The organism is Microbacterium sp. GXF0217 (assembly GCF_054798195.1).
This window is the reverse complement of record NZ_JBSJZG010000005.1, coordinates 176,873-203,661: the sequence shown is the minus strand read 5'-3', so window position 1 is coordinate 203,661 and position 26,789 is coordinate 176,873. Positions and strand designations below refer to the sequence as shown.

20 protein-coding genes are annotated in these 26,789 nt (G+C 67.8%); 7 read left to right on the top strand and 13 right to left on the bottom strand.

Annotation, left to right across the window (positions count from 1 at the left end; translation table 11 throughout):
- Window positions 1-14: 14 nt before the first annotated feature.
- Genes ACWAT3_RS12455 through ACWAT3_RS12430 form a run of 6 tightly spaced genes read right to left on the bottom strand, consistent with a single transcriptional unit; the run spans window position 15 to window position 7,140 of the window.
- Window positions 15-1,091, bottom strand: a complete 1,077-nt coding sequence (locus ACWAT3_RS12455) for a Gfo/Idh/MocA family protein (protein ID WP_460798864.1) — start codon at window positions 1,089-1,091, stop codon at window positions 15-17.
- On the bottom strand, window positions 1,088-1,936 hold the full coding sequence (locus ACWAT3_RS12450) for an amidohydrolase family protein (RefSeq protein WP_460798862.1): 849 nt from the start codon (window positions 1,934-1,936) through the stop codon (window positions 1,088-1,090). Before ACWAT3_RS12450 ends, ACWAT3_RS12455 begins: the two co-directional genes overlap by 4 nt.
- A 6-nt stretch (window positions 1,937-1,942) precedes the next feature.
- Window positions 1,943-2,392, bottom strand: coding sequence for a MaoC family dehydratase (locus tag ACWAT3_RS12445; protein ID WP_460798861.1), 450 nt, complete (start codon window positions 2,390-2,392; stop codon window positions 1,943-1,945).
- Window positions 2,379-3,497, bottom strand: a complete 1,119-nt coding sequence (locus ACWAT3_RS12440) for an extracellular solute-binding protein (RefSeq protein ID WP_460798859.1) — start codon at window positions 3,495-3,497, stop codon at window positions 2,379-2,381. Before ACWAT3_RS12440 ends, ACWAT3_RS12445 begins: the two co-directional genes overlap by 14 nt.
- Complete coding sequence (locus tag ACWAT3_RS12435; RefSeq protein ID WP_460798858.1) at window positions 3,494-4,702, bottom strand: CaiB/BaiF CoA transferase family protein; 1,209 nt, start codon at window positions 4,700-4,702, stop codon at window positions 3,494-3,496. Before ACWAT3_RS12435 ends, ACWAT3_RS12440 begins: the two co-directional genes overlap by 4 nt.
- Complete coding sequence (locus ACWAT3_RS12430; protein WP_460798857.1) at window positions 4,699-7,140, bottom strand: glycosyl hydrolase family 95 catalytic domain-containing protein; 2,442 nt, start codon at window positions 7,138-7,140, stop codon at window positions 4,699-4,701. The genes ACWAT3_RS12435 and ACWAT3_RS12430 overlap by 4 nt, the downstream gene beginning before the upstream one ends.
- Window positions 7,141-7,540: 400 nt before the next feature.
- On the opposite strand from ACWAT3_RS12430, the gene ACWAT3_RS12425 reads away from it, so the two are divergent.
- From ACWAT3_RS12425 to ACWAT3_RS12415, 3 genes are all read left to right on the top strand, one after another.
- Window positions 7,541-8,437 (top strand): ABC transporter permease, encoded by an 897-nt coding sequence (locus ACWAT3_RS12425; protein ID WP_460798856.1) that lies wholly within the window; start codon window positions 7,541-7,543, stop codon window positions 8,435-8,437.
- Window positions 8,434-9,354: a carbohydrate ABC transporter permease gene (locus tag ACWAT3_RS12420; protein ID WP_460798855.1), complete on the top strand. Its 921-nt coding sequence runs from the start codon at window positions 8,434-8,436 to the stop codon at window positions 9,352-9,354. The genes ACWAT3_RS12425 and ACWAT3_RS12420 overlap by 4 nt, the downstream gene beginning before the upstream one ends.
- A gap of 65 nt (window positions 9,355-9,419) precedes the next feature.
- Window positions 9,420-11,069: a type 2 periplasmic-binding domain-containing protein gene (locus ACWAT3_RS12415; RefSeq protein WP_460798854.1), complete on the top strand. Its 1,650-nt coding sequence runs from the start codon at window positions 9,420-9,422 to the stop codon at window positions 11,067-11,069.
- A 97-nt stretch (window positions 11,070-11,166) separates the two neighbouring features.
- Here the strand turns inward: ACWAT3_RS12415 and ACWAT3_RS12410 are convergent, their stop codons facing one another.
- Together ACWAT3_RS12410 and ACWAT3_RS12405 are read right to left on the bottom strand one after the other, a co-directional pair.
- Window positions 11,167-12,144 carry a sugar-binding transcriptional regulator gene (locus ACWAT3_RS12410; protein ID WP_460798853.1) on the bottom strand — a complete coding sequence of 326 codons (978 nt, stop codon included), beginning with the start codon at window positions 12,142-12,144 and terminating at the stop codon, window positions 11,167-11,169.
- Window positions 12,145-12,250: 106 nt separating this feature from the next.
- Window positions 12,251-14,842 carry a family 78 glycoside hydrolase catalytic domain gene (locus ACWAT3_RS12405; protein WP_460798852.1) on the bottom strand — a complete coding sequence of 864 codons (2,592 nt, stop codon included), beginning with the start codon at window positions 14,840-14,842 and terminating at the stop codon, window positions 12,251-12,253.
- 105 nt (window positions 14,843-14,947) lie between these two features.
- Here ACWAT3_RS12405 and ACWAT3_RS12400 point away from each other — a divergent pair, with 105 nt between their 5' ends.
- Window positions 14,948-15,778 (top strand): NAD-dependent epimerase/dehydratase family protein, encoded by an 831-nt coding sequence (locus ACWAT3_RS12400; protein WP_460798851.1) that lies wholly within the window; start codon window positions 14,948-14,950, stop codon window positions 15,776-15,778.
- Window positions 15,778-16,791 (top strand): LacI family DNA-binding transcriptional regulator, encoded by a 1,014-nt coding sequence (locus ACWAT3_RS12395; protein ID WP_460798850.1) that lies wholly within the window; start codon window positions 15,778-15,780, stop codon window positions 16,789-16,791. Before ACWAT3_RS12400 ends, ACWAT3_RS12395 begins: the two co-directional genes overlap by 1 nt.
- A 6-nt stretch (window positions 16,792-16,797) precedes the next feature.
- Here the strand turns inward: ACWAT3_RS12395 and ACWAT3_RS12390 are convergent, their stop codons facing one another.
- Genes ACWAT3_RS12390 through ACWAT3_RS12370 form a run of 5 tightly spaced genes read right to left on the bottom strand, consistent with a single transcriptional unit; the run spans window position 16,798 to window position 22,931 of the window.
- Window positions 16,798-17,805, bottom strand: a complete 1,008-nt coding sequence (locus ACWAT3_RS12390; RefSeq protein WP_460798849.1) for a glycoside hydrolase family protein — start codon at window positions 17,803-17,805, stop codon at window positions 16,798-16,800.
- The gene (locus ACWAT3_RS12385; RefSeq protein ID WP_460798848.1) at window positions 17,802-19,922 is read right to left on the bottom strand and encodes a hypothetical protein; all 2,121 of its coding nucleotides are present in this window, start codon (window positions 19,920-19,922) and stop codon (window positions 17,802-17,804) included. Before ACWAT3_RS12385 ends, ACWAT3_RS12390 begins: the two co-directional genes overlap by 4 nt.
- Before the next feature lie 5 nt (window positions 19,923-19,927).
- Entirely contained in the window at window positions 19,928-20,752 is an 825-nt protein-coding gene (locus tag ACWAT3_RS12380) for a carbohydrate ABC transporter permease (protein ID WP_460798846.1), read from the bottom strand.
- On the bottom strand, window positions 20,749-21,693 hold the full coding sequence (locus tag ACWAT3_RS12375; RefSeq protein ID WP_460798845.1) for a carbohydrate ABC transporter permease: 945 nt from the start codon (window positions 21,691-21,693) through the stop codon (window positions 20,749-20,751). Before ACWAT3_RS12375 ends, ACWAT3_RS12380 begins: the two co-directional genes overlap by 4 nt.
- The gene (locus tag ACWAT3_RS12370; RefSeq protein WP_460798843.1) at window positions 21,690-22,931 is read right to left on the bottom strand and encodes an extracellular solute-binding protein; all 1,242 of its coding nucleotides are present in this window, start codon (window positions 22,929-22,931) and stop codon (window positions 21,690-21,692) included. Before ACWAT3_RS12370 ends, ACWAT3_RS12375 begins: the two co-directional genes overlap by 4 nt.
- Window positions 22,932-23,069: 138 nt before the next feature.
- Between ACWAT3_RS12370 and ACWAT3_RS12365 the strand changes: the two genes are divergently transcribed.
- Both ACWAT3_RS12365 and ACWAT3_RS12360 read left to right on the top strand, forming a co-directional pair.
- Complete coding sequence (locus tag ACWAT3_RS12365) at window positions 23,070-24,575, top strand: apiosidase-like domain-containing protein (RefSeq protein ID WP_460798841.1); 1,506 nt, start codon at window positions 23,070-23,072, stop codon at window positions 24,573-24,575.
- Between the two features lies 1 nt (window position 24,576).
- Entirely contained in the window at window positions 24,577-26,724 is a 2,148-nt protein-coding gene (locus ACWAT3_RS12360) for a beta-galactosidase (protein ID WP_460798839.1), read from the top strand.
- The last annotated feature ends 65 nt before the right edge of the window (window positions 26,725-26,789 follow it).

Sequence of the window (26,789 nt, the reverse complement as noted above, 5' to 3'; positions counted from 1 at the left end):
TTGTGGAGCGCAGGTCAGAAGTCAGGAATCGGATGCCCGCCGGCGAGATCCGCCTGGTGCGCCGCCTCCAGCACGGCCATCGTGCGCATCACGTCATCCACTGAGGTCGGCAGCGAGTTCGATTCACGGGTGACGTACCGCTGAAGGGCGCCCATCGTCCCGATGAAAGCATCGGGGAACCACGTTCCGTCCACGGCGATATCGCGCCACGCGTCGCCTGTGCTGAGCTGCAGCCGGTCCGCGCCGCCGCGCGGGTACTCGAGGAGCAGCCCGAGCTGGGCGCGGATCGCGCCCTCTGTGCCGTGCCAGAGGACGGCTGACTCCTGGTGCTCCGGCCCGAAGGTGTGATCGTGATTGGTGCTGATCGTGACGCGCAGCGGTCGGTCGGCGTAGTGGAGCAGATACGCGCTCCGCGTGCTGGCCAGCGACTTGCCGGGGTGCGCGACGGTGACGGCGCTGACGCCGCTCGGATCCCCGACGAAGGAGCGGACCAGATCCACGTGGTGAACCGAGTGCATCGGCATCTCCATGCGGTCGAGTTCGAACACGCGCGGGAACAGCTCCCAGCGCGTCTCGACCCTCACGAGGATCTCGATGTCGATGAGTTCTCCGATGGCGCCCTCGGCGATCAGGGCTCGCGCCGCCGCGACGTGCGGGGCGAACCGCAGCTGCGTGTTCACGGCCGCGGTGAGCCGCTTGCGCCGGATGATCTCGATCAGGTCGCGCGCCTGGCCGAGGCTGTACCCCAGGGGCTTCTGCAACTGTACGGCGGCGCCGTCCGGCAGCGCGTCGAGGATGGCAGCGAAGGCGTCGGGCATCACAGCCACGTCGTAGACGGCCGTCGTTCCGTGATCCGCGACAGCCGTCGCGAGATCCGCAGGCGCGGACGGCACCTCGAAGGCCTTCGCGAGATCGCGAGCGCGGTTGTGATCGAGGTCGACGATCGCTGCGACGGGCAGACCCGCCTTGCGGTAGGCGGGGAGGTGCGCGTCGCGGGCGATTCCGCCTGCGCCGATCAGAACGATCGGCAGCGGATGGCGCGGCGGCCCTGCCGCGTAGGCCTCGTCGGGCGAATGCTCGGCACGCGTCATGCGGGCATACCGTATACGCGGCTCGCGGTCCGCTGCCGCAGCGCGTCCGCCTGATCCGGGTCGAGGGAATCGATCGCGGCCACGAGAACACTCAGCACGGCATCCGTTCCCCCGGCGACGGTGCCCATGGGCCAATCGCTGCCGAGCATCAGTCGATCGGCTCCGAACGCCGTGAGCGCGGTCGTCAGAATCGCCTCCAACTGCTCTGTCGTGACGGATGCCCCCGTGTCTGCGGAGCCGGCTGGATAGATCCCGGAGACCTTCGCGACGACATTCGGCAGTGCGGCGACCTCGGCCAGTTGATCGGCCCAGCGGGCATAGCCGGTTGCGCGTCCGATCGGCGGCGTACCCAGGTGGTCGAGTACGAAGGTGAGGCCGGGATGCCGGCGAGCGAGCGAGCACAGATTCCGGAGGTGCTCCGGTGAAACGGCGATGTAGTCGAGAGGGACACCGGCGGCCTCGAGGCGATCGAGGCTGCGGCTCTGCTGCCCCCCGAGGATCCAATCCGGATCGGGACGATCGTGGGTGAGATTGCGCACTCCGACGAACCAGGGGTCAGCCAAAAGTCGGGGTAACTGCTCAGCGACGATCGCCGGTGCCTCCAGCGGCAGATAGCAGACGGCGCCCGATACGCGGGGGTCGGAAGCCGCCAGCTCCAGCAGATAGTTCGTCTCCTCGAGTGTCTCGTCGGCCTGCACGAGCACCGCGCGATCGAACCCGTACGCGCCCACGGCGGCGAGACCCTGTTCCAACGAATGGTCGGCGCGCAGCGGCTCAGGCGCGTCGTCGAGCCAGCGGTACCGCGAACGCCCGCGTGCCCAGACATGCAGATGCGTGTCGATCACACCTGATCACCTCCGCTTGTTGACGACGTACAGATGCACGAGCGACAGGACGACGTCGCCGTGCTGGTTTCTGACCGTCACCTGTTCGTCCACTCGACCGAGCTCGGGGCGGCGAGGGTGATCGGCGGCCGCGACGATCTCTGCCTCCACGGTAATGGTGTCGCCCAGGAACACCGGTTTGACGAACCGGATCCGGTCATAGCCGTAGCTCATCGCCTGCGGGTTGACGTCGCCCGCGGTCATCCCGACCGCTATCGCGATGATCAGAGTGCCGTGCGCGATGCGTCCGCCCAGCCCTGCCTCGCCGGCGCACCAGTTCTCATCCATGTGATGCGGGAAGAAGTCGCCGGTCTGCCCGGCATGCAGAACGACATCGGTCTCGGTGATGGTCCGCCCGAGCGTGCGTCGCACCTCGCCGAGATCGTAATCCTCGAGATATCGGTCAGCGATGAGCATGCGCGGCTCCCAACGAGGCGAATATCTGATCCAGATCGGCGAGCACTGCGGATGCGCGTTCGCGGTCGAGCAGCCCTCGGTGCACGCGCTCGCACGAGGCGTCCTGTGCCGCCATGTAATCCGGATGCTGCGGGCGAAGGCTGGCCAGGTCGAGCGTGCGGCGCGTGCCGGTGAAGAATCCTGCGGTCAGATCGTCCAGCGAGGCATCCGTCCACGCGGACACGTGGCCCGGCTGACCCCCGGCCTGGGCATACACGCCGCGCTGCACCTCGTCAGTGGCCACCCAGGTCGCGAAGGCGATCGCCTCATCGCGGTGCGCGGTGCGGGATGAGACGGCGAGGCCGGCGCCGCCGAGCATCGACCCCTGCGGTCGCCCGTCGATCTCGGGGATGTCCGTCCAGCGCAGGATGCGCTCGCGGAAGCCCGCTCTCGCATAGTTGCTGTAGCCGTACAGCAGAGGCGCATATGACCAGCGGTCCGATGCGGCCAGGCGGTCCGCGGTCTGGATCGGGTTCTCGTGAAGGCACTCGGCGGGGACGAGGTCGCGCAGCCGACCGAGGAGGTCCCATGCCTGTGAGAACGCCTCCGGCTCGGCGAACCCGTCCCGACCGGCATCCGCGCCCTGCAGGGCGGACGACAACGTGAAGATCGATGCGAACGCGTCGATCGGCTTGGCGGGCCAGAGTACGCGACCATCGCCGGCGAGCTCCAGCACGTCCGGCCAGGTGCGCGGGGGTTCCGGGAGGAGGTCGGGGCGGTACGCCGCGACCTGTGCTGCGGCATCGATCGCAAGTCCGTACCGCACGCCCTGCCATCGGTAGCTCGCATCCGACCGACCGACGAAGGCATCGGCGTCCTCTCCCGCCGGGAGCGCGGCGAGCAGTCCCGCGTGCGCGGCCTGAGGGATGTGCGGGTGGTCGATGACGAGCAGATCGTACGATTGCGTCAGCGCGTCCAGATCCTGATCGGCGAACGCCTGCAGCGAGCGCGCCTCCCACTCGACCTCGACGTCGTGACCGGCGTCCGCATAGGCACGGGATGCCGCGACGATGCTGTCGCGGCCGCGTTCGTGGTCCCACGTGATGCCGCGCAGATAGACGGTCACGAGACGCCCCCGGCGATCGCTTCCCTCGCCGGGGCGAGTTCCTCGCGGACCCGAGCGGTGTCCGCGCCGAGGACGGGGGCGGCGCTGGTGCCCCATAGTCGTTGACCGTCCAGGCGGAAGGGGAGCCGGGTCGTGGTCACGGTGGTGCGCGTGCCGTCGTCCTCCTCGCGGTCGAGGTTCTGCACCATGTCGATCGCGCGGAAGCCGTCGTGCTCGACCAGTTCGTCGACCGTGTGCAGGGGCGCGCACCAGATGTCGGCGCCATCGAGAACCCTGAGCCAGCTCGCCGTGCCTCCTGTCCGGAGACGAGCGGCGATGAGGGATTCGATGCGACTGCGCTGGTCCCACCACGATGCGGGATCGGTGAGCTCCACCAGTTGGGGGATATCCAGGAGTTCGCCCAACCGCGGCACGGGGTTCATGGCGATCGAAAGGTACCCGTCCGCTGTCGGGTACACGCCGTATGGCGCGGGGAGGTGGGCGTGTGCGCTGTGCGGGCCGCGGGGGCGCTGCGTGCCGACGGCGTCCGGTTCTGTCAGACGTACCGAGAGCATCTCGAACTGGAGGTCGAGCATCGCCTCGAGGAGCGAGGTCTGCACCTGGCCGCCGACGCCCGTGCGCATCCGGCGCAGGAGCAGGGCTGTGATGCCGTGGGCGAGATGGCAGGAGGCGAGGTGGTCGGCGATGGCGATGCCGACCGGACGCGGCTCCGGATCCGCCTGCAGCCATGGCAGGCCGGCGATCGACTGGGCGAGCAGATCCTGTCCCGGGCGGTCGCGCCACGGCCCGTCATCGCCGTAGCCGGTGATCGAACCGTAGACCACCCCTGGGTTCTCTGCTCGGATGCTGTCGTAGTCCAGACCGAGCCGCTTCATGACGCCGGGGCGGAAGTTCTCGACGACGACGTCCGCCTGCCCGGCCAGCCGACGGACGAAAGCGAGATCGTCGGGGTTCTTGAGGTCGGCCGCGACGCTCTGCTTGCCGCGGTTCATGGCATGGAACGAGACCGTGTCCGCACCCGCTCTCGCCCCGGCGAACGCCAGTCCGCGGCCGATGTCTCCGATCACGGGGCGCTCGATCTTGATCACGCGTGCACCGAGGTCGGCGAGACGCAGGGCAGCGACGGGTCCGGCGAGGAACTGGCTGAAATCGAGGACCAGGAATCCGTCCAATGGACGGACGGGTCCGTGCGGTACAGCGGTCATGATGCGTGCTCCTGAGAGATGTCGGCGAGTGTGAGGTGCACGGGATGCCCCGGCTCGAGGTGGAGAAGACGCTCTCGAGGGCCGTGCACGACGCGCACGCTCTCGGTGCTGCCGGCCAGCGGCGTGATCGTCGCCTCCGTCAGAGCCCCCGCGTCCCATCGGAGGTCCACCACGAGGCCGCCGCGCGCGCGCAGGCCCCGCACCTCGCCACTCGGAAGTCCCGCCGGCAGCGCAGGCAGCAGTTCGACGCAGCCAGCGTGAGATTGGACGAGGCATTCGACGAGCGACGCCACGATACCGAGGTTGCCGTCGATCTGGAACGGGGGGTGGGCGGAGAACAGGTTGCGGTAGAGGCCCCCTCGCCAGCGCCCGCCTCCAGGGCCGGGCTCGATCTCGATGTTGCGGCGGACGAACAGGTCGAGCAGGCGGCTGACAGCCTCCGGGTCGTGCAGACGTGCGCGCATCGCCATCTTCCAGGCGAGCGACCAGCCGGTTCCCTCATCGCCACGCGCATCCAGGCTGCGACGTGCGGCCTCCGCGATGCGGGGAGACGGCGATGCATCGGTCGGGTGCACGCCGACCAGATGGGCGATGTGGCGATGATGCGGATCATGCATCCGGTCGAGGTCGGCCCACTCGCGCAGCAGCCCATCGTCATCGACGCCGATCTCGGCGATCAGGGGCAGCGCGGCGGCAGCTTCCGTGCACAGGTCGACGGATTCTGAACGAAGTCCGTACTCGTCGGCGATCCGGAGCAGGGAACGCAGCAGATGGCGTGAGAGTTCCAGGTCCATCGTGGAGTCGGCGGCGACGGACGAGACCGACCCGTCGCCCGACACGAACCTGTTCTCCGGAGAGGTGGACGGCGATGTGCCGAGCGAACCGTCTGGTCGGGGCTCGAGCCAGTCCAGGACGAAGCGTGCCGCGCCGGTCAGCACGGGCCAGAAGCGGCGCGCCGCGGTCTCGTCTCGGGCGAACGTGACCCGATCGATCAGATGAGCGCTCAGCCAGACACCGGCGAAGGGCCAGAAGGCCCATGCCGGATCATGGGTGCCGTCGCCCATCGGATCCGCGAAGGCCCAGATGTCGCTCGCGTGGTGCGCCACCCAGCCGGATGACCCGTAGATGCGATCGGCTGGCTCGCGCCCGCGTTCGGACAGCGCGGTGATGAGATCGAACAGCGGTTCCGCGCATTCGGCCAGTCCGGTGGTCTCCGCCAACCAGTAGTTCATCTCGAGATTGATGTTCATCGTGAAGTCCGAGCTCCACGGAGGCTGCATCTCCTGGTTCCACAGACCCTGCAGGTTCGCGGGCGTCCCGCCTGGCCGTGAACTCGAGATCAGCAGGTAGCGCCCGTAGTTGAACAGGAGTGCGACCAACTCGGGCGCATCCGCGAAGCCCGTCGCAGCGGCGTCGACAAGCGCGTCCGCATCCGGTCCGATGGCTCCGCGCTCCGAGGGCGCACCGAGCCGAAGCTCGGCCCGGCCGTAGAGCTCGGCGTGCGCGGCGGCGTGCTCGCGGTGCAGGCGGTCGACACTGACCCCTGCGGCGTCACTGCAGAGCTTCCTGGCGCGAGCGACGGCGTCCGCGGCGTCCGGTTCGGGGTCGTTCCCCAGTTGCGCGAAGGTCGTCTGCACGGCGACGATCAGCGTCGTATCGCCGTCCACCTCGACGACGAGTCCCGCCGGTGTCGAGCGCGTGCGCACGGATCCGCCGACGGCACGCAGTACGACGGCGGCCTGCACGCCATGCGGGTCTGCAGACCACCTGACGGGATCGGCCACGCGCTGGTAGGCGGGCACGACGTCATCGGGTGCGCGGAGCACGACCCACGCTTCTGAACCGGCCGTTTTGGCCCGTTCGAGTCGCAGCGGCGAATCCAGGACGAACGACACCGGGCGCTGTCCTGCGGCGACTTCGACGACGAGGACCTGGTGCGGATCGCTGACGAACGCCCGCTGGTGGACCGCGGAGCCGTGCATCCAGGCGACGGCGTCGCGCAGATCCAGACGGCGCGCATAGGCGGAGGAGGAGCCGTCGCCGGGGAGCCCGTGATCGTTCTCCGGGACGACATCGGCCTGGGGTGCGGGCTCAGGGGGCGGCGTTCCGACCGTCCGGCGCAACCGGGCCAGCGGCTGGAACGACTGGGGGTACGAGTGCTGCAGCAGGCGCAGCGCTTCCTCAGCCCCCACGTAGTCGCCGTCGACGACCGCGGAGCGCGACGCTGCGATCGCTGCCCGCGCCGTCGCGGGGTCGACAGGATGCGGATCTGGTCGGCGCCCTGGCCCCGACCAGACGGAGCCCTCGCTCAGCCAGATCAGCTCGTTCTCTTCGCGCCCGTAGACCATGGCACCCAGGCGCCCGTTGCCGAGGGGAAGCGCCTCGACCCACTCGGCGGCCGGGCTCGCGAACACGATCTCGTGCATCGGGGATGACAACTCTGACAACATCCTCACCTCAGGTAATCGTTTTACTGATCAAGGACACCTTAGACGCTCTCCTGGGGGATTCCGCAACATCCACTTCCGCTCAGATCTGCCGCGAGTAGGATCGAGATTCGGCCGTTTGAATATTTAGACGGGGTTGCATCCGCGCCGATTCGGTGGCTAGGATCCAGACAATCGATTTTTCGGACGACGAGGTCACAGCGCACCGCCGCACTTGGGGCGGCATCGATATGCGTCAGCGGCCGAGCTCATCGACAAGGAGTGTTCAGCGGTGGTGCAGATCGACGTCGAAGCGCCGGCGGCGCGCGTGCGGAAGGCGGAGAGGCCGGAGACCGCGTCCTCGTCCGCCGGACGCGCCGGAGGGAGATCGCCACGGCGTCGCCCCGGGCGGTTGCGCAGATCCATCTGGAGGCACTGGCAGCTCTATCTGCTCGTGATTCCGCCGCTGCTGTATTTCGCTCTGTTCAAGTACGTGCCGATGGCGAACGCGGTCATCGCGTTCAAGGACTACAACGTCATCGAGGGCATCTGGGGCAGTGCCTGGGCAGGCTTCGAACACTTCGAGCGCCTGTTCTCGAATCCGGCATTCGGAACCATCGTCAGCAACACGTTCCTGCTGAGCCTGTACGCGCTGATCGCGAGTCTTCCCATCCCGATCATCCTCGCGCTCGCACTGAATGAGATCCGCGGTCGCTTCTTCAAGCGCACAGTCCAGATGGTGACCTACGCGCCGTACTTCATCTCCACCGTGATCATCGTCTCGATGGCGATCCTGATCCTCTCGCCCCGGATCGGCATGCTCAGCACGGTCACCGGCTTCTTCGGTCTGCCCGCTGTCGACTACCTCGCCCAGCCGGACTTCTTCCGGCATGTGTACGTGTGGAGCGAGGTCTGGCAGACGGCCGGCTACTCGGCGGTGATCTACATGGCGGCGCTCGCAGGCGTCGACCCGGCTCTGTATGAGGCGGCCAAGATGGATGGGGCCAACCGGCTCCAGAAGATCTGGCATGTCGATCTGCCGAGCATCACGCCGACGATCGTGGTGGTCCTGATCCTCTCGGTGGGCAGCATCATGGTCGTGGGATTCGAGAAGGCCTTCCTGCTGCAGAATCCCCTGAATCTCTCGCAGTCGGAGATCATCGCCACCTACACCTACAAGATCGGCATCCAGAATGCCGACTTCAGCCTCGGCACGGCCGTCGGGCTGTTCAATTCGGTGATCAATCTTGCGCTGCTGCTCGGCGTGAACGCCGTGTCCAAGCGCGTGACGGGGAACGGACTGTGGTGAACGACACGAAGACGGCTCAACGCACCCTCGGTCGGGCGACCAGGGTTCGCGAATCCACAGTCGACAAGTTCTTCCTGGTGGGGGTCTACATCCTCCTCACGACCTTCCTTCTCGTGGTGCTGCTGCCGCTGTGGTTCATCGTCGTGAGCTCGTTCAGCAGCCCAGCTGCGGTATCGGCCGGTGAGGTGTTCCTCTGGCCGGTCGACTTCACGCTGCGCGGGTATGAAGTCGCGCTGAGCAGCCCGCAGATCCTGAAGGGCTTCGGGAATTCGATCTACTACACGGTCGTCGGCACTGCCATCAGCGTCGCCCTCACCGTCATGATCGCCTATCCGCTGTCGCGGGTCGATTTCGTGGGACGGAAGGTGCTCACCGGCGCCGTCGTCTTCACGATGCTCTTCGCAGGCGGACTGATCCCGACCTATCTCGTGGTGCAGTCGATGGGGATGCTCGACACCCGCTGGGCGATGCTGATCCCCAACGCGGTCGCGGTGTGGCCGACGATCCTCGCGATCACGTACTTCCGCACCGCGATCCCTGACGAGCTGCGTGAAGCGGCCGAGATCGACGGCGCGAGCGATCTCCGCATCCTGTGGAAAGTGGTCCTTCCGCTGTCGGGTCCGATGATCGCGGTCATCGCACTGATGTACGCGATCGTGCAGTGGAACTCCTACTTCGATGCGCTGATCTACCTCCGCGACGACAGCCTGTACCCCCTTCAGCTGGTCCTGCGGAACATTCTGATCCTCAACAACGATGCGGGTGGAGATGCGACATCGGCTTTGGAGAGGCAGCAGCTGTCGAACCTGCTGAAGTACTCGCTCATCGTGGTCTCGACGGTCCCGATGATGCTCATCTATCCGTTCGTGGCGCGCTACTTCACCAAGGGCCTGCTCCTGGGCGCTGTGAAGGGCTGACACCTCGCACGTCGCCAGGACGCCCGGTCCGGCGGCTCCCACCTCACGATGAAGAGAGGCAACACATGAAACGCTTCACCCGATCCGTGGCGGCGATCGCCGCCGGCGGGCTCGCTCTGACGCTGGGTGCGTGTGCACCCCAGGCGGAGAAGCCGGCCGATGACGGAGTCATCAAGATCTTCAGTCCGCAGGGGGCGGATTCGGATCTCAATACGAACGAGTTCACGCTCTTCCTCGAGGAGGAGTTCGACGTGGACCTGCAGTTCGAGACGACGACCTGGGATGCCGGTTCCGCATCAGAGGCTCGTCAGATCGCGCTCGCCAGCGGGAACTACCCTGACGCGTTCCTGATGATCCCGTGGGTGGATCAGTTCACCCAGGCCGAGCTGGTCAAGTTCGGAAAGCAGGGGGTGATCCGGCCGCTGAACGACCTGCTCGCGGATAACGCGCCCAACCTGACCAAGGCGTGGGAGGAGACGCCCGAATGGGAGCAGCTGGCCACCTCTCCGGACGGAAACGTCTGGGGGCTGCCGCAATGGAACGACTGCTTCCACTGCAGCTACCCGTCGAAGCTCTGGATGAACTCGGCCTGGCTGGATGCCGTCGGCATGGAGCAGCCGACCACGCCAGACGAGCTCCGGGCGGTACTGACAGCGTTCCGCGATCAGGACCCCAACGGCAATGGCCAGGCTGACGAGGTGCCGCTGTCCGGAACGCCGGGAGCCAACTCGGTGCTGCCCTACCTGATGAACCCCTTCGTCTACGTGCCGGCAGCGACGACGGACGCGTCGATCCCGGCCTCACTGGCGCTTGCGGGCGACACGGTGACCTTGCAGCCGACCTCGGACGGCTGGCGAGACGGTCTGGAGTTCGTCAACTCGCTCTACGAGGAGGGACTCGTCGACGAGTCCGCATTCACGCAGAACCAGGATGCGCTCCTCGCGCTGGGTGACGTCGCCGGCGCCCCGATCCTCGGCGCGGCGACGGTCGGGCACCCCGGAGTCTTCGTCACGATCGGACAGGAGGACGGCCGTGACAAGCAGTACGACCCGGTCGCGCCGCTGACCGGACCGAACGGCTCGCCCGCCTCCGAGCTGCTGTCGTCGGTCCCTGGCGCTTCGCTGGTCATCACGAACAACGCCAGCGATGCGGATGCCGCGAATCTCGTGAAGATCGTCGACTGGATGATCGATTACGACAACCACCTCCGCGCCGAATGGGGCGAGGAGGGCGTGGCCTGGGATCGACCTGCTGCCGGCGACGTCGCGCTGGACGAGTCGCTCGAGCCGCTGTATCTGCGTCACCGCCTGAGCGGTGCCGAGGCCACGCAGAACGCCAACGTCGCCTGGGGCCCGCTTGCGCAGTACTACGGGAGCACGGAATTCCGCGGCGCGCAGGTGGTGTCGGAGGATGTGTACGACCTCGCCGGGTACGAGCGGCGCCTGTTCGAAGCGACCGAACCCTACGCGGCGAACAGCCCTGAGGAGGCCTTCCCGTATTGGAACCTCTGGATCTCGGAGGACGACTCCTCTGAACTGTCGACCGTGCAGACCAACATCGAGACCCTGGTGCAGCAGGCCAGTGCCGAGTTCGTCACCGGTGTGCGCGACATCGACAGCGACGCCGATTGGCAGGCGTTCCAGGATGCCCTCGTCTCGAACGGCAGCGAGCGCTACGTCGAGATCTATCAGTCCGCCTGGGACGACGCGAAGTAGCAGTCGGGCGGACGAGGCCTCCCGCCGAGAAGCGAGAACGCTTCCCGGCGGGAGGTCTCGTTGTGCGGGTGCGGATGGCGGACCGATGCAGACCTTCTCAGCGCTGCGCGAGTGCCTCGGCGGTGCGCAGATCGGTCACGAGCGTGGTCACCCAGTCGCCGGCCAGCGCGCCGTGGATCGCCTCGAGTTTCCGGTCACCGCCGGCGATGCCGACGCGGCGGGGGATGCGCTGCAGGTTCTCCACCGTGATCGCGATGATGCGGTCGTCGAGGGCGCCGAGGACCCTCGAGCCATCGGCGCGGAAGATGCGGTGGCAGATGTCGCCGACGGCACCCTGCTCGAGCAGTCCCTCGCGCTCTTCCGCGGCGAAGGCGTTCCCACTGGTCGCCAGCACATCGGATGGCTCGATGCTGCCGATGCCCATGATCGCCATCGTCAGCTCGTTCCAGTGCCGAGTGACCTCCTGCATCGACGGGTCGGACAGCAGGCTGTCGCGGATCGCCGGGTCGGCCACGACGCCGGGGGCCTGTACGTAGACCGGTTCGGCGCCGAGCGTGCGAGCCAGTTCTCCGAGGATGCGATTCGAATGGCTCTGCGCCTCGGGGGCGCCCACGCCGCCGAGCAGCTGAACGACCTCGGTCGCGCCGCGGACGGTGAAGGGCCGCATCCGGTCGACCATCGCGAGGATCGTCTGGCTCCACGACGAGACGCCGATGCGATCGGCGCCGGACAGCGTCGCTTCGAGGTACGCCGCGGATCCGGCGCCGAGCGAGGCGAGCAGTTCTCTCTCGTCCGCGTCGGGGGCGACGTCCACGACGACGGCCTCGGACAGACCGTACCGCTCTTCGAGGCGCTCTTCGAGCTCGGCGTGGACGCCGGGGGCGACCGTCACGATGGTCCGCACGATGCCGACGGCTTCGGCTCGTTTCAGCAGGCGGGAGACCTTGGCCTGTGAGATATTGAGCGCGGTGGCTATGTCGGCCTGACGGATGCCGCGCTCGTGGTACATTCGCGCGACCTTGGTGAGCAGGCGAACCTGCCCGTCGGCGGGGCGAGTGTAGCGGGGTAGGGACACGAGGACTCCGATCGTGACGATCCGATTGAGGATTCGCTTACGAAAGGATATTCAGTCCGCGGCTTCGGCGCCAGTGCCGACCTTCCGGCCGCCGCTGGAGGGCGAATCAGGTCAGCACGATCGTCCGGGTGTGAGAACCTGCTCCGACGACCTCCTCCTCCGTGCCCGGCAGAGCGATCACGGCATCCGCACCGATCGGAATCCGCAGGTCGACATGCAGGCGCCCGCCTTCGCAGCGCCACACGATCGACGCCTCGCCGTACGCCGTGAGCTGGCGTGCGGATGCTGACGTGAGTCCGCCGCCCGGCCGCGGTGCGAAGCGGATGCGCCGGTAACCGGGGGACTCGGGGGCGAGGCCTGCGATCACCCGGTGCATCCAGTCCGCGACGGCGCCCAGCGCGTAGTGATTGAAGGAGGTCATCTGGCCCGGGTTCACGGTGCCGTCCGGCAGCAGTGAGTCCCAGCGTTCCCAGATCGTCGTGGCCCCTTGTTCGACCTGATAGAGCCAGGATGGACATTCGCGCTCGAGCAGCAGGTCGTACGCGGCATCCAGCTGTCCGCCGCCGCTCAGGGCATCGGACACCAGCGGTGTGCCGACGAAGCCGGTGGCGACGCGATTACCTGCATCGTGCACGAGCTGCGCGAGCCGGGAAGCCGCGGCGGCTCGACGCTCCGAGTCCGTGATGAGGTCGAACCGCAGGCCGAGCGCGTACGCCGTCTGCGCGTCGCTGGTCATGGTTCCGTCCGCGTGGACATAAGCGTTCGAGAACGCCTCGACGACCTCATCGGCGAGCGTGTCGTAGTGCACGCGCTCGGCTTCCAGGCCCAGCACCTCGGCCATCCGCGCCACCGTGCGCGCAGATTTCGCGAAGTACGCGGTCGCGACGAGATAGCGGTCGGTGAGCGCATCGGCCGGGTCCTCCGGCGGAGCCGCCGGATCGAGCCAGTCGCCCAGTTGGAACCCCGTGTCCCACAGCCGGGACGGGCCGGACAGGCGCTCGAGCAGGTCGACCCAGCGATGAGCGCTGTCGAACTGCGCACGCAGCACTCCGGTGTCTCCGAAGCGCTCGTACAGGGTCCAGGGCAGCAGCGTGGCTACGTCGCCCCATGCGGCGCCGGGGCGGATCGGCGTCCATTTGTCGACCGCGGGGATCACGGGGACGTACCAGGGCACCGTGCCATCCGGCAGCTGCTCGATCGCGACATCCTTGAGCCATCCGGACAGCATCCCGGAGACGTCGAAGAGCGTGGCTGCGGTGGGCCCGAACACCTGGATGTCACCGGTCCACCCGATGCGCTCATCGCGCTGAGGGCAATCGGTCGGAATGTCGACGAAGTTGCCGCGCATGCCCCACACCACGTTCTCGTGCAGGCGGTTGAGGGCGGGATCGGACGATTCGAACCAGCCGGTGCGCTCGAGGTCGGTGTGGTGGACGCGGGCGACGAGGGCGCCGGCGGCGACGTCTGAATCGAGGTCGCCCGGCCAACCGGTCACCTCGACGTAGCGGAATCCGTGGAACGTGAATCGAGGCTCCCATTCCTCCACGTCCCGTCCGGCGGCGGTGTAGTTGTCCGTCGAGCGCGCCGCGCGGAGCGGTCGTGTGTAGATCTCGCCGTCCTGCATGACCTCGGCCGTGCGCAGCGTGATGGTCGTGCCTGCCTCCGCGTGCACGCGCAGGCGCACGCGACCGACGAGGTTCTGCCCGAAGTCGAGGATGCGCGACCCGCTCGGGCCGGTCAGCACCGCGATGGGCCGCAGCTCCTGCGTCGCCCGCACCGGGGGCGCGGTGGGAGCCACGAGCGTCGCGGGATCGCGATGCCGCTCCTGGGTGACGTCCCAGCCGGAGTCATCGAAGCCGGGTGATGACCAGCCCGCGTGCTCTTCGCGGGCGTCGTAATCCTCGCCGTCGTACAGGCCGCTCATGAGGATCGGGCTGGCTGCCGACTTCCATGTGCCGTCGGTCGCGACGACCTGGCGCGTGCCGTCCGCGTAGGTCAGCTCGAGCTGGCCGAGGAATGACTGGTCCGTGCCGTAGACATTGCGGAAACCTCCGCGCCAGCCGAGCCGGCCGCGGTACCAGCCGTCGCCGAGCCAGGCGCCGATCGCGTTGGTGCCGGCGTTCACGAGGTGCGTCACGTCGTAGGTGTAGTACCGCAGTCGCGCACCGTAGACGGTCCAGCCGGGGGAGAGCGCGTCATCGCCGACGCGCATTCCGTTGATCTCCGCCTCGTACACGCCGTGTGCTGTGGCATAGAGGCGAGCACGAACGATGTCCTCTCGCGCGTCGAACCCGGTGCGGACGAGAGACGGTCGGCGCTCGTCCGAATGCGGGTTCTCGTTGCGGATCGCGCCGATGGGTCGGGCGATCCAGTCTCCGGGTTCCAGGAGTCCGGTTTCGAGGATGGTGGCCTCGGAGGGCCGGGACCATTCGCCGTCCTCGCCGCGCACGGCTATGGCGACCGAGACGACGTCGCGGGAGTTCAGGGGGTCACCGGGCCAGTCCACCAGCACCTGCTCCGCGCTCTCCACCTGCGACGAGTGACGGATGCCGTCTCGCTCGATGTCGACGCGGTACGCGCGCTGCGCCCAGCCGTCGGGAGCTGCGGAGATCCGCCACGTCAGCCGGGGCATCCGCTCGCCTATGCCGATCGGCTCCCGGTGGTGTTCGATTCGCGGTGCGTCGACGGTGACGGACATCGGGGCCTCCTGGAGAACGAAACGTTTCAATCGGGCAGTCTGGCACGAGTTTCGCAACGTTTCAAGTAAAGTCGTCAAGAGCAGCGGGATCGACGGGAGAGGCGCATGAGAATCGGAGTCACCGGCAGCGGAGGCAAACTCGGCAGCGCCACCGTCGCGCGGCTGCGCGCCGACGGACACGACGTGATCGGCTTCGATCTCGCCGGCTCAGCAGGCCAGGGTTTCACGCGGGTCGACCTGACCGACTTCGGTCAGACGCTCGATGCCTTCGGGGCGGTGACGGCCCGGCATGACGGACTCGACGCGCTCGTGCACCTCGCTGCGATCCCGGTCAACGGCCTGATCCCCGACGCCGCGACCTTCCAGAACAACATCGCGGTGTCCTTCAACGCGCTGTATGCGGCGCATCGCGTCGGCATCCGCACGATCGTGCTCGCTTCCAGCATCACCGCGATGGGGTTCCCGTTCGTCGAGGCGCCGCCGTCGTTGCCTGTGGACGAGACGTATACGAGTGCGAACAACACGTACGGCCTGGGGAAGGTCGCCGAGGAGGCGATCGCCGCGCAACTGGTCCGCTGGCACGAGGATGCCTCGATCACCGCGCTGCGCTTCACGAACGTCGTCGCGCCCGACGAGTATGCGACGTTCGAGCGGGCTGGCGAGCCGGGCTACCGCCGTGACCTGCTCGGCTCCTGGATCGATGCGCGTGACGGAGCGCTCGCTGTCGCGCTGGCGCTGGAAGCCGCCCGCCCCGGGTACGAGGTGTACAACGTCGCCGCGCCCGAATCCGGCTGCGCGGCGCCTTCCCGCGCACTCGCTGCTCGCTGGTTCCCCGGTGTCCCTGTGGCGGATGATCTCGGTGAGTTCGAATCGCTCATGTCCACGCGCCGGATCCGGGAGCGCCTCGGATTCCGCGCCGTCTATGATTGGCGCTGATGGCACCGGCGGGGATCAGAGAAGTCGCGGCGCACGCCGGTGTGTCCATCGGGACCGTCTCGAACTTCCTCAATCATCCTGATCGCCTGTCCGAGGCGATGGCGCGGCGCGTCACCGACGCGATCGAGGCGGTCGGCTTCGTGCCGAGCAACGCGGCGCGCCAGCTGCGAATGGGGGTGAGCTCGGTCATCGGCTATCTCGCTTCCGATATGGGCAACCCGCATTTCGGAGAGACGGCCGCGAGCGTCCAGGCCAGGGCATCCGAGCTCGGACTCTCGGTCTTTCTCGCGGACGCGAATGAGGATGCACGACGCGAGGACGCCTATCTGGACGCCTTCGCTCAGCATCATGTCCGGGGTTTGCTCGTGGCCTCGCATCACCCCGTCGAGGAGCGGCTCGCCCTGCTCCGGCGACGGGGCACGCCGTCCGTGCTGCTCGGCCAGCGGGCGCTCTCGGCCGACCAGCCATCGGTGTCGGTCGACGAGTTCTCGGGCGGCCGCCAGGCCATCGAGCATCTCGCCGATCAGGGATGCCGGCGCGTCGCGTTCATCGGCGGGCCGTCGCAGGTTGTTCAGGTGGCTGCGCGCCGAGCGGGAGCGGATGCGGCGGCACGCGACCTGGGCATCGAACTCCGCGAGATCCCGGTGGCCGAGCGATCCGTGTCCGCCGGGCGCGGCGCTGGTGCGATCATCGCAGCTCTGCCGGAAGGTCAGCGCCCCGACGGCGTCTTCGCCGTCAACGACCTGCTCGCCCTCGGCATCCTGCAGGAACTGGTGGAGCGGGGCATCCGCGTCCCCGAGGATCTCGCGTTGATCGGCTACGACGACAACGAGTTCGCCGAGGCATCCCTCATCCCGCTCTCCAGCGTGAGTCGGCGGCATCGGGATGTCGGCGAGCTGGTCGTCGATGCGCTGTTCGAGATCATTCAGGGGAGGTCGCCAGACGAGCTGCACCACGAGCTCCAACCGCGCCTGGTGGCGCGCCGCAGCACCCTGGGGTTCCGCCGTCGGTGACGGGGATCAGCCGCTGATCGGCGACCAGGCCAGTGCGATCCCTCTCGTCTCGGGGTGATGCTGCTCGCCGATGCGCACAGGGGCGCGCTGCACGGCGCAGTAGTAGTGATCGAGGCGGTCGCGGGACCGGATGACCCCCGGCTTGTGCGCGTGCCAGTCATCGATCGCGCCCGGTGGGCCCGGTTCGACAAGAGGCTCCGGATGCTTGGTCCAGGTCCGCAGGTCCGGCGACGTCGCGACCAGGTCCACCGCACTCCCACCGGAGCGCAGCCCGAAGTAGAACATCACCCAGGAGCCGTCTTCGGCACGCAGCACGCAGGGGTCCGATGCGAACCGGTCATCAGAGGCGCCGGACGGCCCGATGGGCAGCAACGGGGCATCCGAGATCCTGGTCCAGGTGATCAGATCATCCGAGACGGCGGCGCCGGTCTGCTCCACCCACGCACCTGTCGCGCGGTCCTTCGCGTTGTAGAACAGCAGGAACCGTCCGTCGTTCCGCATGAGCCATGACTTGTAGAGGCCACCGCGCTCCCAGGCGCCGCCGTCCTCAGGGCGCAGCAGGCCGCCCGTCTCCTCCCAGTCGACCAGGTCCCGGCTGCGGGCGAACCCGATCACGGCCGAGCCCTCTTCGTAGCCCGCCTCCGGATAGGCGTGGAAGGTCCCGTAGTACCAGCCGTCGATTCGAAGGAGCTCGCCGGAGCCGAAGACATCGTCGTCGCGGATGATCGATGTGAGCGCCGCATTGTGCCGACGGTGCGGGGACGACGGGTCGCGACGGAACACGAGCTCGGGCTCCGACCATCTCTCCCCGTCGTGCCAGGACAGTCCGGTCTGGTAGCCGCGACCGTCCCATCCGACCATCGTCATGCCGAGTCTGCCGTCCACGCGGAACGGGAACGGGCAGTCGACGCCGTGGCTGCGCCAATCCCCGGGGCGCAGCGAAGGGCCGAAGACGAGTTCCGACTCCTTGGCGGTCGGTCGGATCAGTTCCCGCAGATCGGATGCCGCGGTCATGCGCGCCCCTCGGTCACGGTGCCGCCCTGGCGCGATGGGAAACCCTCGGCGCGGATCCGCCACGCGGATGGCAGATCGTCGCGCTCGCGACCGTCGTCGTCGGCCGCGAGCATCGCTACGGCCGCGAGCAGACCGCCGTTGCCGGGGAGGTAGAGGGGGAGCCGATTGGGCACCTGGAAGTTGTGCCCGTTGCTGAGGTATCGGTTGCGGGGGAGGGGGCGCAGCAGGCTGTCGATCGCAGTGTCGAACCGCCCGAGCCGTGTGGCGCACATCGCGATGAGCGGGTAGTCCCATCCCCAGGTCGCGTTCCATTCCCACTCGTCGAGCACCATGTCCAGGGTGCGCGACATGATCTTCGGGTCGACGAGCGGCGACGGGGGCACGAAGCCGTACGCTCCGAGGAGGGAGGGATGATCGATCAGCGCCGTCTCGCCGCGGACGGCCTCGTACCGTCCTTCGGTCGAGACGGGCAGCGGAGCGATGGCGTCCAGGGCTCGCTGCCACGAAGCGGGCACATCGAGTCCACGCCGACCGCGCCACTCGGCGGCCGTCGCCAGCCCCCACCGGACATAGGCGAGCTCGAAGGACGGATCCCATGTCGACGCCGCCTCGTAGCGCTCCTGCGCTGGCATGAGCGGTGGCGCGAGGTGGGCGACGCCGTCCTCCCACCACAGCAGCTCCGCCAGGAACTCGGCGGTCTCATCGACGAGCTCGGCGTACTCGGCGAGCACCCGCGCGTCTTCACCGCGGGCGCGGTAGACGAGTTCTGCGTACGAGATCGGATGCGGCTGCTGCCAGATGAGCAGCGGTCCGATCTCGTTCGGGCTCTCGATCCCCTCCGGCCCCACGTGCTTGGGCCAGCGGGCTCCCTGGTATCCGAGTCGCGCGGCGTTCGCCTGCGCTGCGGGCAGGATGCCGCGGTACCAGGCGAGGCTTCGTTCCAGCAGCTCAGGGCGCCCCCACAGCGCGAAGTGCGCCGCGTGCCACCAGTGCATCTCCAGGTGGAAGGTGCCGCCCCAGGAGTTGCAGACCAGTCCGCTCTCCTGCGGGGGCAGTGACCCCGCGCACTGGATCGCGGTGAGGTACTGGGACAGGATGATGCGACGTTCGAGTTCCGCTGCACGCGGGTCGGTCGAGCCGGACAGATCGACGAACGCCCCCTCGGTCCAGTGCGCTTCCCAGCGCGCGGCGGCTGCTTCGAAGACCTCCGGCGCGGTGGGGAGCGGATCGGTGGCGGGTGCGGCGCTGAACTCCACGACCAGGTCGATCCGGTCGGCGACGGGCACGAGCTCCACGACGTGCGGTTCCGGTGTCGTCACGCGGCATCCGGTGGCCCGCAGCCGGGCGGTGTACTCGGCGTCGTCCACGCGGCGCGAGATCTCGACGCTTCCGTCCGCGAGGGTCGTGACGACGGTCTCGTGCGCATCCGGTCTTGTCCAGTCCTCGTCGGCCTCCCAGGTGTCCTGGATCGTCGCGAACGACAGGCGAACGGTCGCCGCCTGGGCCGTGAAGAGCTCGGACGTGGATGAGACGGCGATCAGGTCACGTGCGGGGTGCACGGCGGTGCGAGTGGTCGTGCTCAGCCCGCCGACCGTGAACGTGCTGTCGATCAGCCCGGCCCACAGATCGAGCGTCTGCTCGGTCTGTGCGAGGCCGGCAGGATCTTCCACCGTGTGTCCGGTTGCCGGGTCCGTGATCCGGAACGCGAGCCGGCCGAGGTGCAGCCGCTGCGGATTCACCCAGAAGTAGTAGCCCGCCGGCTGCTGCGCGCGCGCCTCCGCCTCGGTGAGACGCCAGTCGTACGCGGTCGGGTAGGGGACCGGCGTGCCGTCGGGGAGGGCATACGGCTCCATCGTGTCGTCGAGAGTGACGCCGTCCGGATTCGGCGCCCAGTGGAACGCCCACTGCGCCTGCGTGCCCAACGGGGTCGCACTGCGCCCGTCGGCGCGAGCCGACGCTCGACTGTGCCAGTCGCCGAAGGTCTGCAGGCCGGTGGCGTCGACCGTGAAGGCGAGTTCGCCATTGCCGACGCTGAGCGGCGCTTCGGAGTCGATCTCCGTGCGTCGGATGCGGTGGCGTGCGACGACCGCCCTGCGGTCGATGATGTCGGTGTTCATGGTCGTCATCCCTTCACGGCGCCGGCGGTCGCGCTGCTCATGACCTGCCGGCGGAAGAACAGGAACACGATGATGAGAGGCAGGGTGGCCAGGAGCGTCCCCACCATCACGACGGGATAGTCACTCGTCCCGTAGTTTCCGTTCAGCTGCTGCAGCGCCACCGGCAGCGTGTACAGATCGGAGTCGTTCAGCACGAGCAGCGGCCACATGTACTCGTTCCAGTTCCACATGAACTGGAATACGGTGAAGCCGGCGATCGCCGGTCGGAGCGCGGGCGCGCCGACATGCCAGAACACACGCAGGAAGCTCGCGCCGTCGACGCGGGCCGCCTCGATCACTTCGTACTGCACGGCCTCCCTGGCGGCCTGACGCATCCAGAAGATGCCGAATGCGCTGGCCGCGCCCGGCACGATCAACGGCAGGTAGGTGTTGAGCCAGCCGAGATCGACGTAGATCTGGAACATCGGCACGAGCATCACACCCGTCGGCAGCGTCATGGTCGCCAGCAGGATGCCGAACAGCCAATCCCTACCGGGGAAGCGGTACATCGCGAACACGAATCCGGACAAGGCCGCGATCGTGACCGTCACGACCGTCGCAGTCACCGATACCAGCACGGAGTTCAGGAAGGCCTGCAGGAAATCGACGCTGCCGAAGAGCCGCTCGATGTTCGCGAACAGCTCAGGCCCGGGGATGAGCCGCGGCGGGCTGGAGAAGATGTCCGAGGTCGTGCTCGTCGACATGACGATGAGCCAGTAGAACGGAAAGGCGAACAGAGCGGCTGCGGGGATCAGGACCGCATGCTGCAGCCACGCGCGGCGCGTCTTCATGACATCTCCTTGCGGCGGCGTGAGATCACCCGCGAATTGAGGGCGGCCAGAAGGAGGAGGACCACGAAGATACCCCAGCCGATGGTCGTCGCGAACCCGAGATCAGCGCTCACGGTCGGCAGCGTCGCGCCCATGTATCCCACCTGGAGGAACATCAGCGTGACGACGGAGTTCTCCGGTCCGCCGAGGCCGTTGGTGAGAACCTGCGGCTCGGTGAAGATCTGGAAGCCGCTGATCGTCCCCGTGACGGCGACGAACAGGATCGTCGGCCAGATCATCGGGATCGTGATCGAACGCAGGATGCGGAAGGGCCCAGCGCCGTCGAGCCGTGCCGCCTCGTACAGCGAGGGCGGGATCGAGGAGATGCCGGACAGGAAGATCACGACGAAGTACCCGAAGCTGCGCCAGAAGATCATCAGCGCGACGACGAGGCGCACGCCCCATTCGGTCGTCATCCAGGGAACCGATGACAGCCCGATCCCCTCGAGGATCGCGTTGATGATGCCGTACTCGTTCGAGAACAGGGACTGGAACACGATCGCGACGGCGACGATCGAGGTGACCTGCGGCAGGAAGAACAACGTCTGGTACAGCCCCTTGGCGCGCAGGCGCGGCGAGCTGAGCAGAGCGGCGGCGCCGAGCGACGCGAGGATGACCGGGATCTGCGCGATCAGGAAGATGATGACCGTGTTGCCCAACGCGCCCACGAACTCGCCGGAGGTCAGCAGGCGCCTGAACTGCTCGAAGCCGACCCATTCCGGAGCGCCGAGGCCGTCCCAGGACACCATCGACAGGTAGACCGCGAAGACGAGCGGGAAGAGTCCGAACACCGCGAACAGGAGGTAGAACGGCGAGATCGCAAGATACTCGCGCCAGTAGTGCAGCAGCCAGCGGCGCCGCCGGAGCGGCGCCGCGGACATCGTGATGGAGGAGCTGGTCACTCGGCTGCGTTCTTCTCGACGAGCGATGCGTACGCGTCCTCAGGATCTCCGCCGCTGGCGGCGAGATCGTTGAGTGCGACGAAGAACTGCGCGGAAACGGTTCCGCTGTCCGGGGCCTGGTAGACCATCGGGGCATCCTCGGCCGTCTGGGCGAGAGCGCCGAGCGTGTCCTGTCCGCCGTAGTAGTCCTGCGGCGTCGCCGCCTCCGGATCCGCGGCCACTCCGGTGGATGCCGGGAAGAGGCCCTTTTCGAGATAGCCGATCTTCTGGAATTCAGATCCGCCGATGAACCCGGCGACCTCTGCCGCGGCATCCGGGTGGTCGCCAGCCGTCAGAGCGGAGATGAAGGTGCCGCCGGTCGCCGCAGGCCCTCCGGGGAGGGTGGTCACGCGCCACACCCCCGACTGCTTCTCGCCCGCCGACTTGAGAAGGCCGTCCTCCCACGCAGGGCCCACGAACGCGGCGATGTCCTCCTGCGTCAGCGCCGCGTTGAACTCCGGGGTGTAGGGCTCGGTGTTCGAACACAACCCATCCTGCGCGAGTGCGGCGGATTCGACGAACGCCTCATGCGAGATCGGCGAATCGACGATGTTCACGTCCTCGCCGTCCTCGTTCTCGAAGTACGCGTAGCCGTTCTGCGCCAGGCGGGCCTGGTAGACCTGACCGGCGTGATCGCAGGCGAAGGCGCCGCTCTCGGACATCGCAGTCGCGAGCTCTCGATAGGCGTCCCAGGAGTCGACCGCGGCTGCGACCTCTTCCGGCTCCGTGGGATATCCGAGCGACTCGAGGACGTCGGCGCGGTAGAAGAACCCCCACGGGCCGATATCGGTCGGCAGTGCCACCTGCCGGCCGTCCGGCGACTGGCCGAGTTCGAGCCCCCATTCCACGGCATCGCTGTCCGCGGCCTGGTCGGAGAGATCGACGAACTCGTCCGCGACGCTGAAGAACGACGGCAGGCTGCCTCCCATCATGACGAGGTCCGGCAGGCCGCTGCCTGAACGCAGCGCGGCGCGGAGCTTGTCCTCGATGTCGGGGATGTTCTCGAAGGTGATGTCGTACTCGGGGAACTGCTCGGCGAGGACCGTCTCGACGTCGTCGGGAACGGAGTTGCCTCGTGCCCACAGGGTCAACGTGATGTCTCCCTCGGCGTCCGGGGTGCCAGCGCCGCTGCACCCGGCGAGGCCGCCGACGGCGACGAGCGCCGCCGCGCCGGCCATGATCGTGCGAGAAACCTTCATCGTCTACTCCGCTCTCTGTGAACATCGTCGTCATGATGCGTGACTGCATAGTCATTCAACTGAAGTAGATTATGCACAAGTTTGATAACGTTTCAAGTGAGTCGCCAGGTTCAACACGAGAGTCGGAGGATGACGAGGATGTCCCACACGCTGTATCGCCCGGTCGAGCTGGTCTTCATCGGGAGCGAACGCATCGAGGTCGGCGAGCAGGCGCCGCTGGTCGTGCGATTCCGTCACGATGACGCCGGTGACGTCACGGTCCCGGGGTTCTGGGACGGTGGGACGACCTACCGTGCGCGCTTCTCGCCTCCGGCGGAGGGCGAGTGGTCCTGGGAGGTCGTCGATGCGATGACGCCGGTGGACGTCCGATCCGGATCGATCGCCGTCAGCCGCGGCGCCTCGCACGGTCCGGTGCGCGTCGCGCACCGCTTCCACTTCGCGCACGCCGACGGCACGCCGTTCCGTCCGGTCGGGACGACGGCGTACAACTGGCTGCACCAGGACGAGCCGCTGTTCTCGCAGACGGTGGATGCGATCGCAGAAGCCGGATTCAACAAGTTCCGCTTCATGGTCTTCCCGCAGGGCGGCGGATACGTCGAGCACGACCCGGAACTGATGCCCTTCGAGAAGACCGATGGCCGATACGACGTGACGCGTCCCGTCCCGGAGTTCTTCCAGCGTCTCGACCGGGCCGTCGAAACGCTCGGTGACCGGGGCATCCAGGCGGATGTCCTCATCTACAACGCCTATGACCGTGGACACTTCGGGCTGAATGAGTTCACCGAGGCCGACGATGCCGTCTACCTCCGCTACCTCGTGGCGCGCCTCGCTGCTCAGCCGCACGTGTGGTGGTCGCTGTGCAACGAGTTCGACCAGCTCGAACGACCGGCCGAGCGCTGGAACCGCACGGGCGAGCTGCTCGCCGAGATTGACCCGTACGACCACCTGCGCTCGATCCACAACTGGATCGAGCTGTACGACAACAACCAGCCGTGGGTCACGCACGCCTCGATCCAGAACGGATCGGTCACGACCGACTTCGGCCGTGCGAGCTTGTACCGCGACGTGTGGGGCAAGCCAGTGGTGCTCGACGAGATCAAGTACGAGGGCGACATTCCGGAGCGGTGGGGCAATCTGGATGCTCGCGAGCTGGTGGATCAGTTCTGGATCACCACGGTCGCCGGCTGCTACGCGTCGCACGGCGAGAGCTTCCTCACGGCATCCGGAAGCCTGCACATGGTCGAGGGCGGACCCCTCGTCGGGGAGTCGCCGGCTCGCCTGGCCTTTCTCCGCGACATTCTCGAGTCCGTCGACGGGCCTGGACTCGACCCGATCGACAAGTGGGACGACCCGGCGTATGTCGCCGGTGTCCCTCGCCGGCTGTACGTGCAGTACCTGGGGCGTTCGGCTCCCGCCACCTGGGCGTTCCGCCTGCCGGTGGGCTTCCCCGGTGAGCGGCCGGAAGTCGGCGACGCGTTCGAGGTCGATGTCATCGACACCTGGAACATGACCGTCGCGCCGGTCGAAAGCGTCTTCACGCTCGACGACGTCCAGCGCAACGACGCGTTCGCCACGGCATCCGCACCGATCGCCCTGCCCGTCGGCGAAGCGATCGCCCTGCGCATCCGAAAGGTGGAAGCCTGACATGACCGCGCGGACCGATCGCCTGCGCTCTTGGCGCGGCGGACCCCGACTGGGTGTCGCGTACTACAACGAGTACCTTCCCGACCCGGCGCGCCTGGAGACGGACCTTCGTCTGATGGCGGATGCCGGCATCACCTGCATCCGCGTCGGAGAGTCCGTGTGGTCGACGTGGGAGCCGCAGGACGGCGTATTCGACCTCGACTGGATGACGCCGATCCTGGATGCCGCGGCCGCGCGCGGCATCGATGTGATCCTCGGGACGCCGACGTACGCGGTGCCGCCGTGGCTGGCGCGCAAGCATCCCGAGCTGGCTGTGGTCCGCAAGGACGGAGTGTCGGTGCCGTGGGGCGGTCGGCAGGAGGTCGATTACACCTCCGACGTGTTCCGCGGGTACGCCGAGCGCGTGATCCGAGCCGTCCTCGGACGGCACGGCCGACATCCCGCCGTCATCGGCGTTCAACTCGACAACGAAGCGGGCCTGCATCTCATCCACAACGACCACGTCGTGGCGCGATTCCGCGACTGGGTTGCGGAGCGCTACCGCGATGTCGAGACGCTCAACCGTGAGTGGGGGCTCGCGTACTGGTCCCATCGCATCGCGGACTGGGACGAGCTGTGGGCGCCGGGCGGCAACACGACGCCGGCGTACGATCTCGCGTGGCGTCGGTTCCAGGCCGAGCTCACGGCCGACTTCATCGGATGGCAGGCGGGGCTCGCGCGCGAGCTCATCGATGAGGATGCGTTCCTCACGACGTGCATCGCCTACCAGCGCCCCGCGATGGATGACGTGGCGGTCGGTGCGCACCTGGACATCGCGAGCGGCAATGCGTACTACCTCGCGCAGGACGCGCTCGATCTGTCCGTCGAGGGTGCGGGTGGGCAGTGGTACGCCGACGATGTGCCGCAGCTCATCCTCATGGCCGATCGGATGCGTGCCACGGGCTTCGAGAGCCCGGAGACGCGTGGCGGGTTCCTGGTCACAGAGACGGGCGCAGCCTCGATCGGCAACGCCTGGCTCACACGTCCGCCGTACGACGGCCAGCTCGCGCAGGCCGCGTGGCTTCTCGCCGCACGCGGTGCACGGCTCGTCTCGTACTGGCACTGGCACACCCTGCACTCGGGCCACGAGGTGCACTGGGGAGGCGTGCTCGGCCACGATCTCGAGCCGGGACGCATCTATGACGAGATCGCCGGTATCGGGCGGCAGTTCGAGGCGGCGGCCGAGTGGCTGGCCGACGCCGAGCCGGATGCCGACGTCGGCATCGTCTACGCGCACGACAGCGAATGGATGATGACGTTCGAGCCGCCGCTGGCCGTCCCAGGCACCGACGCGCCCGATCGGAAGGCCTACGCTCGGATCGTCGGCGACTTCGGACGGGCCGCGATCGACGCAGGATTCCAGGTCGGGTACGTGAACGAGCGGCAGCTGCCCACGGCATCCGCGCTGCTCGCGCGGTTCCCGGTTCTGATCGCTGCGGGGCTCATCGCCGCATCCGATCGGACGCTGGAGACGCTCGTCGAGTACGCCCGCCTGGGCGGACGGCTGATCGTCGGACCGCGTACCGGATACGGGGACGATCAGGGGCGCATGCGCGCCGGATCCGCGCCGGCGGTGCTCGGCGAGGCGGCCGGCGTGCGCTATCAGGAGTTCGCCGCCCTCGCGGCACCGGTCGCGATCGAAGCGGAAGCCGCGCAACTCGGCGCCGTCTCGGGACAGGCGCACGGTTGGATGGACGCACTCGAGGCCTCGACGACAGAGGGCGAGGTGCTGCTGCGCTACGGGCATCCGCACTTCGGCCGCTGGGCCGCTGCTGTCCGGCGGGCTATCGGAGACGGAACGATCACCGTGATCGGCACACTGCTCGATCGGGGCACGCTGAAGGCCGTCATCCAGGATGTCGCCGCGTCGGCATCGCGGGTCGCGTCGCCGCTCGTCCATCGGCCGGACACGGTGACCGCGCACTCGCTCATGGGTGAGCGAGCGCGCGTGTGGGTCGTGCACAACTGGTCTTCGGAGGACAGGACGGTGCGCATCGCCCGGGATCTGTCCTCTGTGCTCGACGACGGAGCCCATCGGATCGGAGAGGACGTCGTGCTGCGTGGATGGGACGTGCGGGTTTGGCGCGAGGAGGTTTCCGCACCGCGGTAACGATCGGATCAAGGGGTTCCGTCCCTCGATGTTCCCTGCTACCTTTTGGTCAACCGGTTGATGTA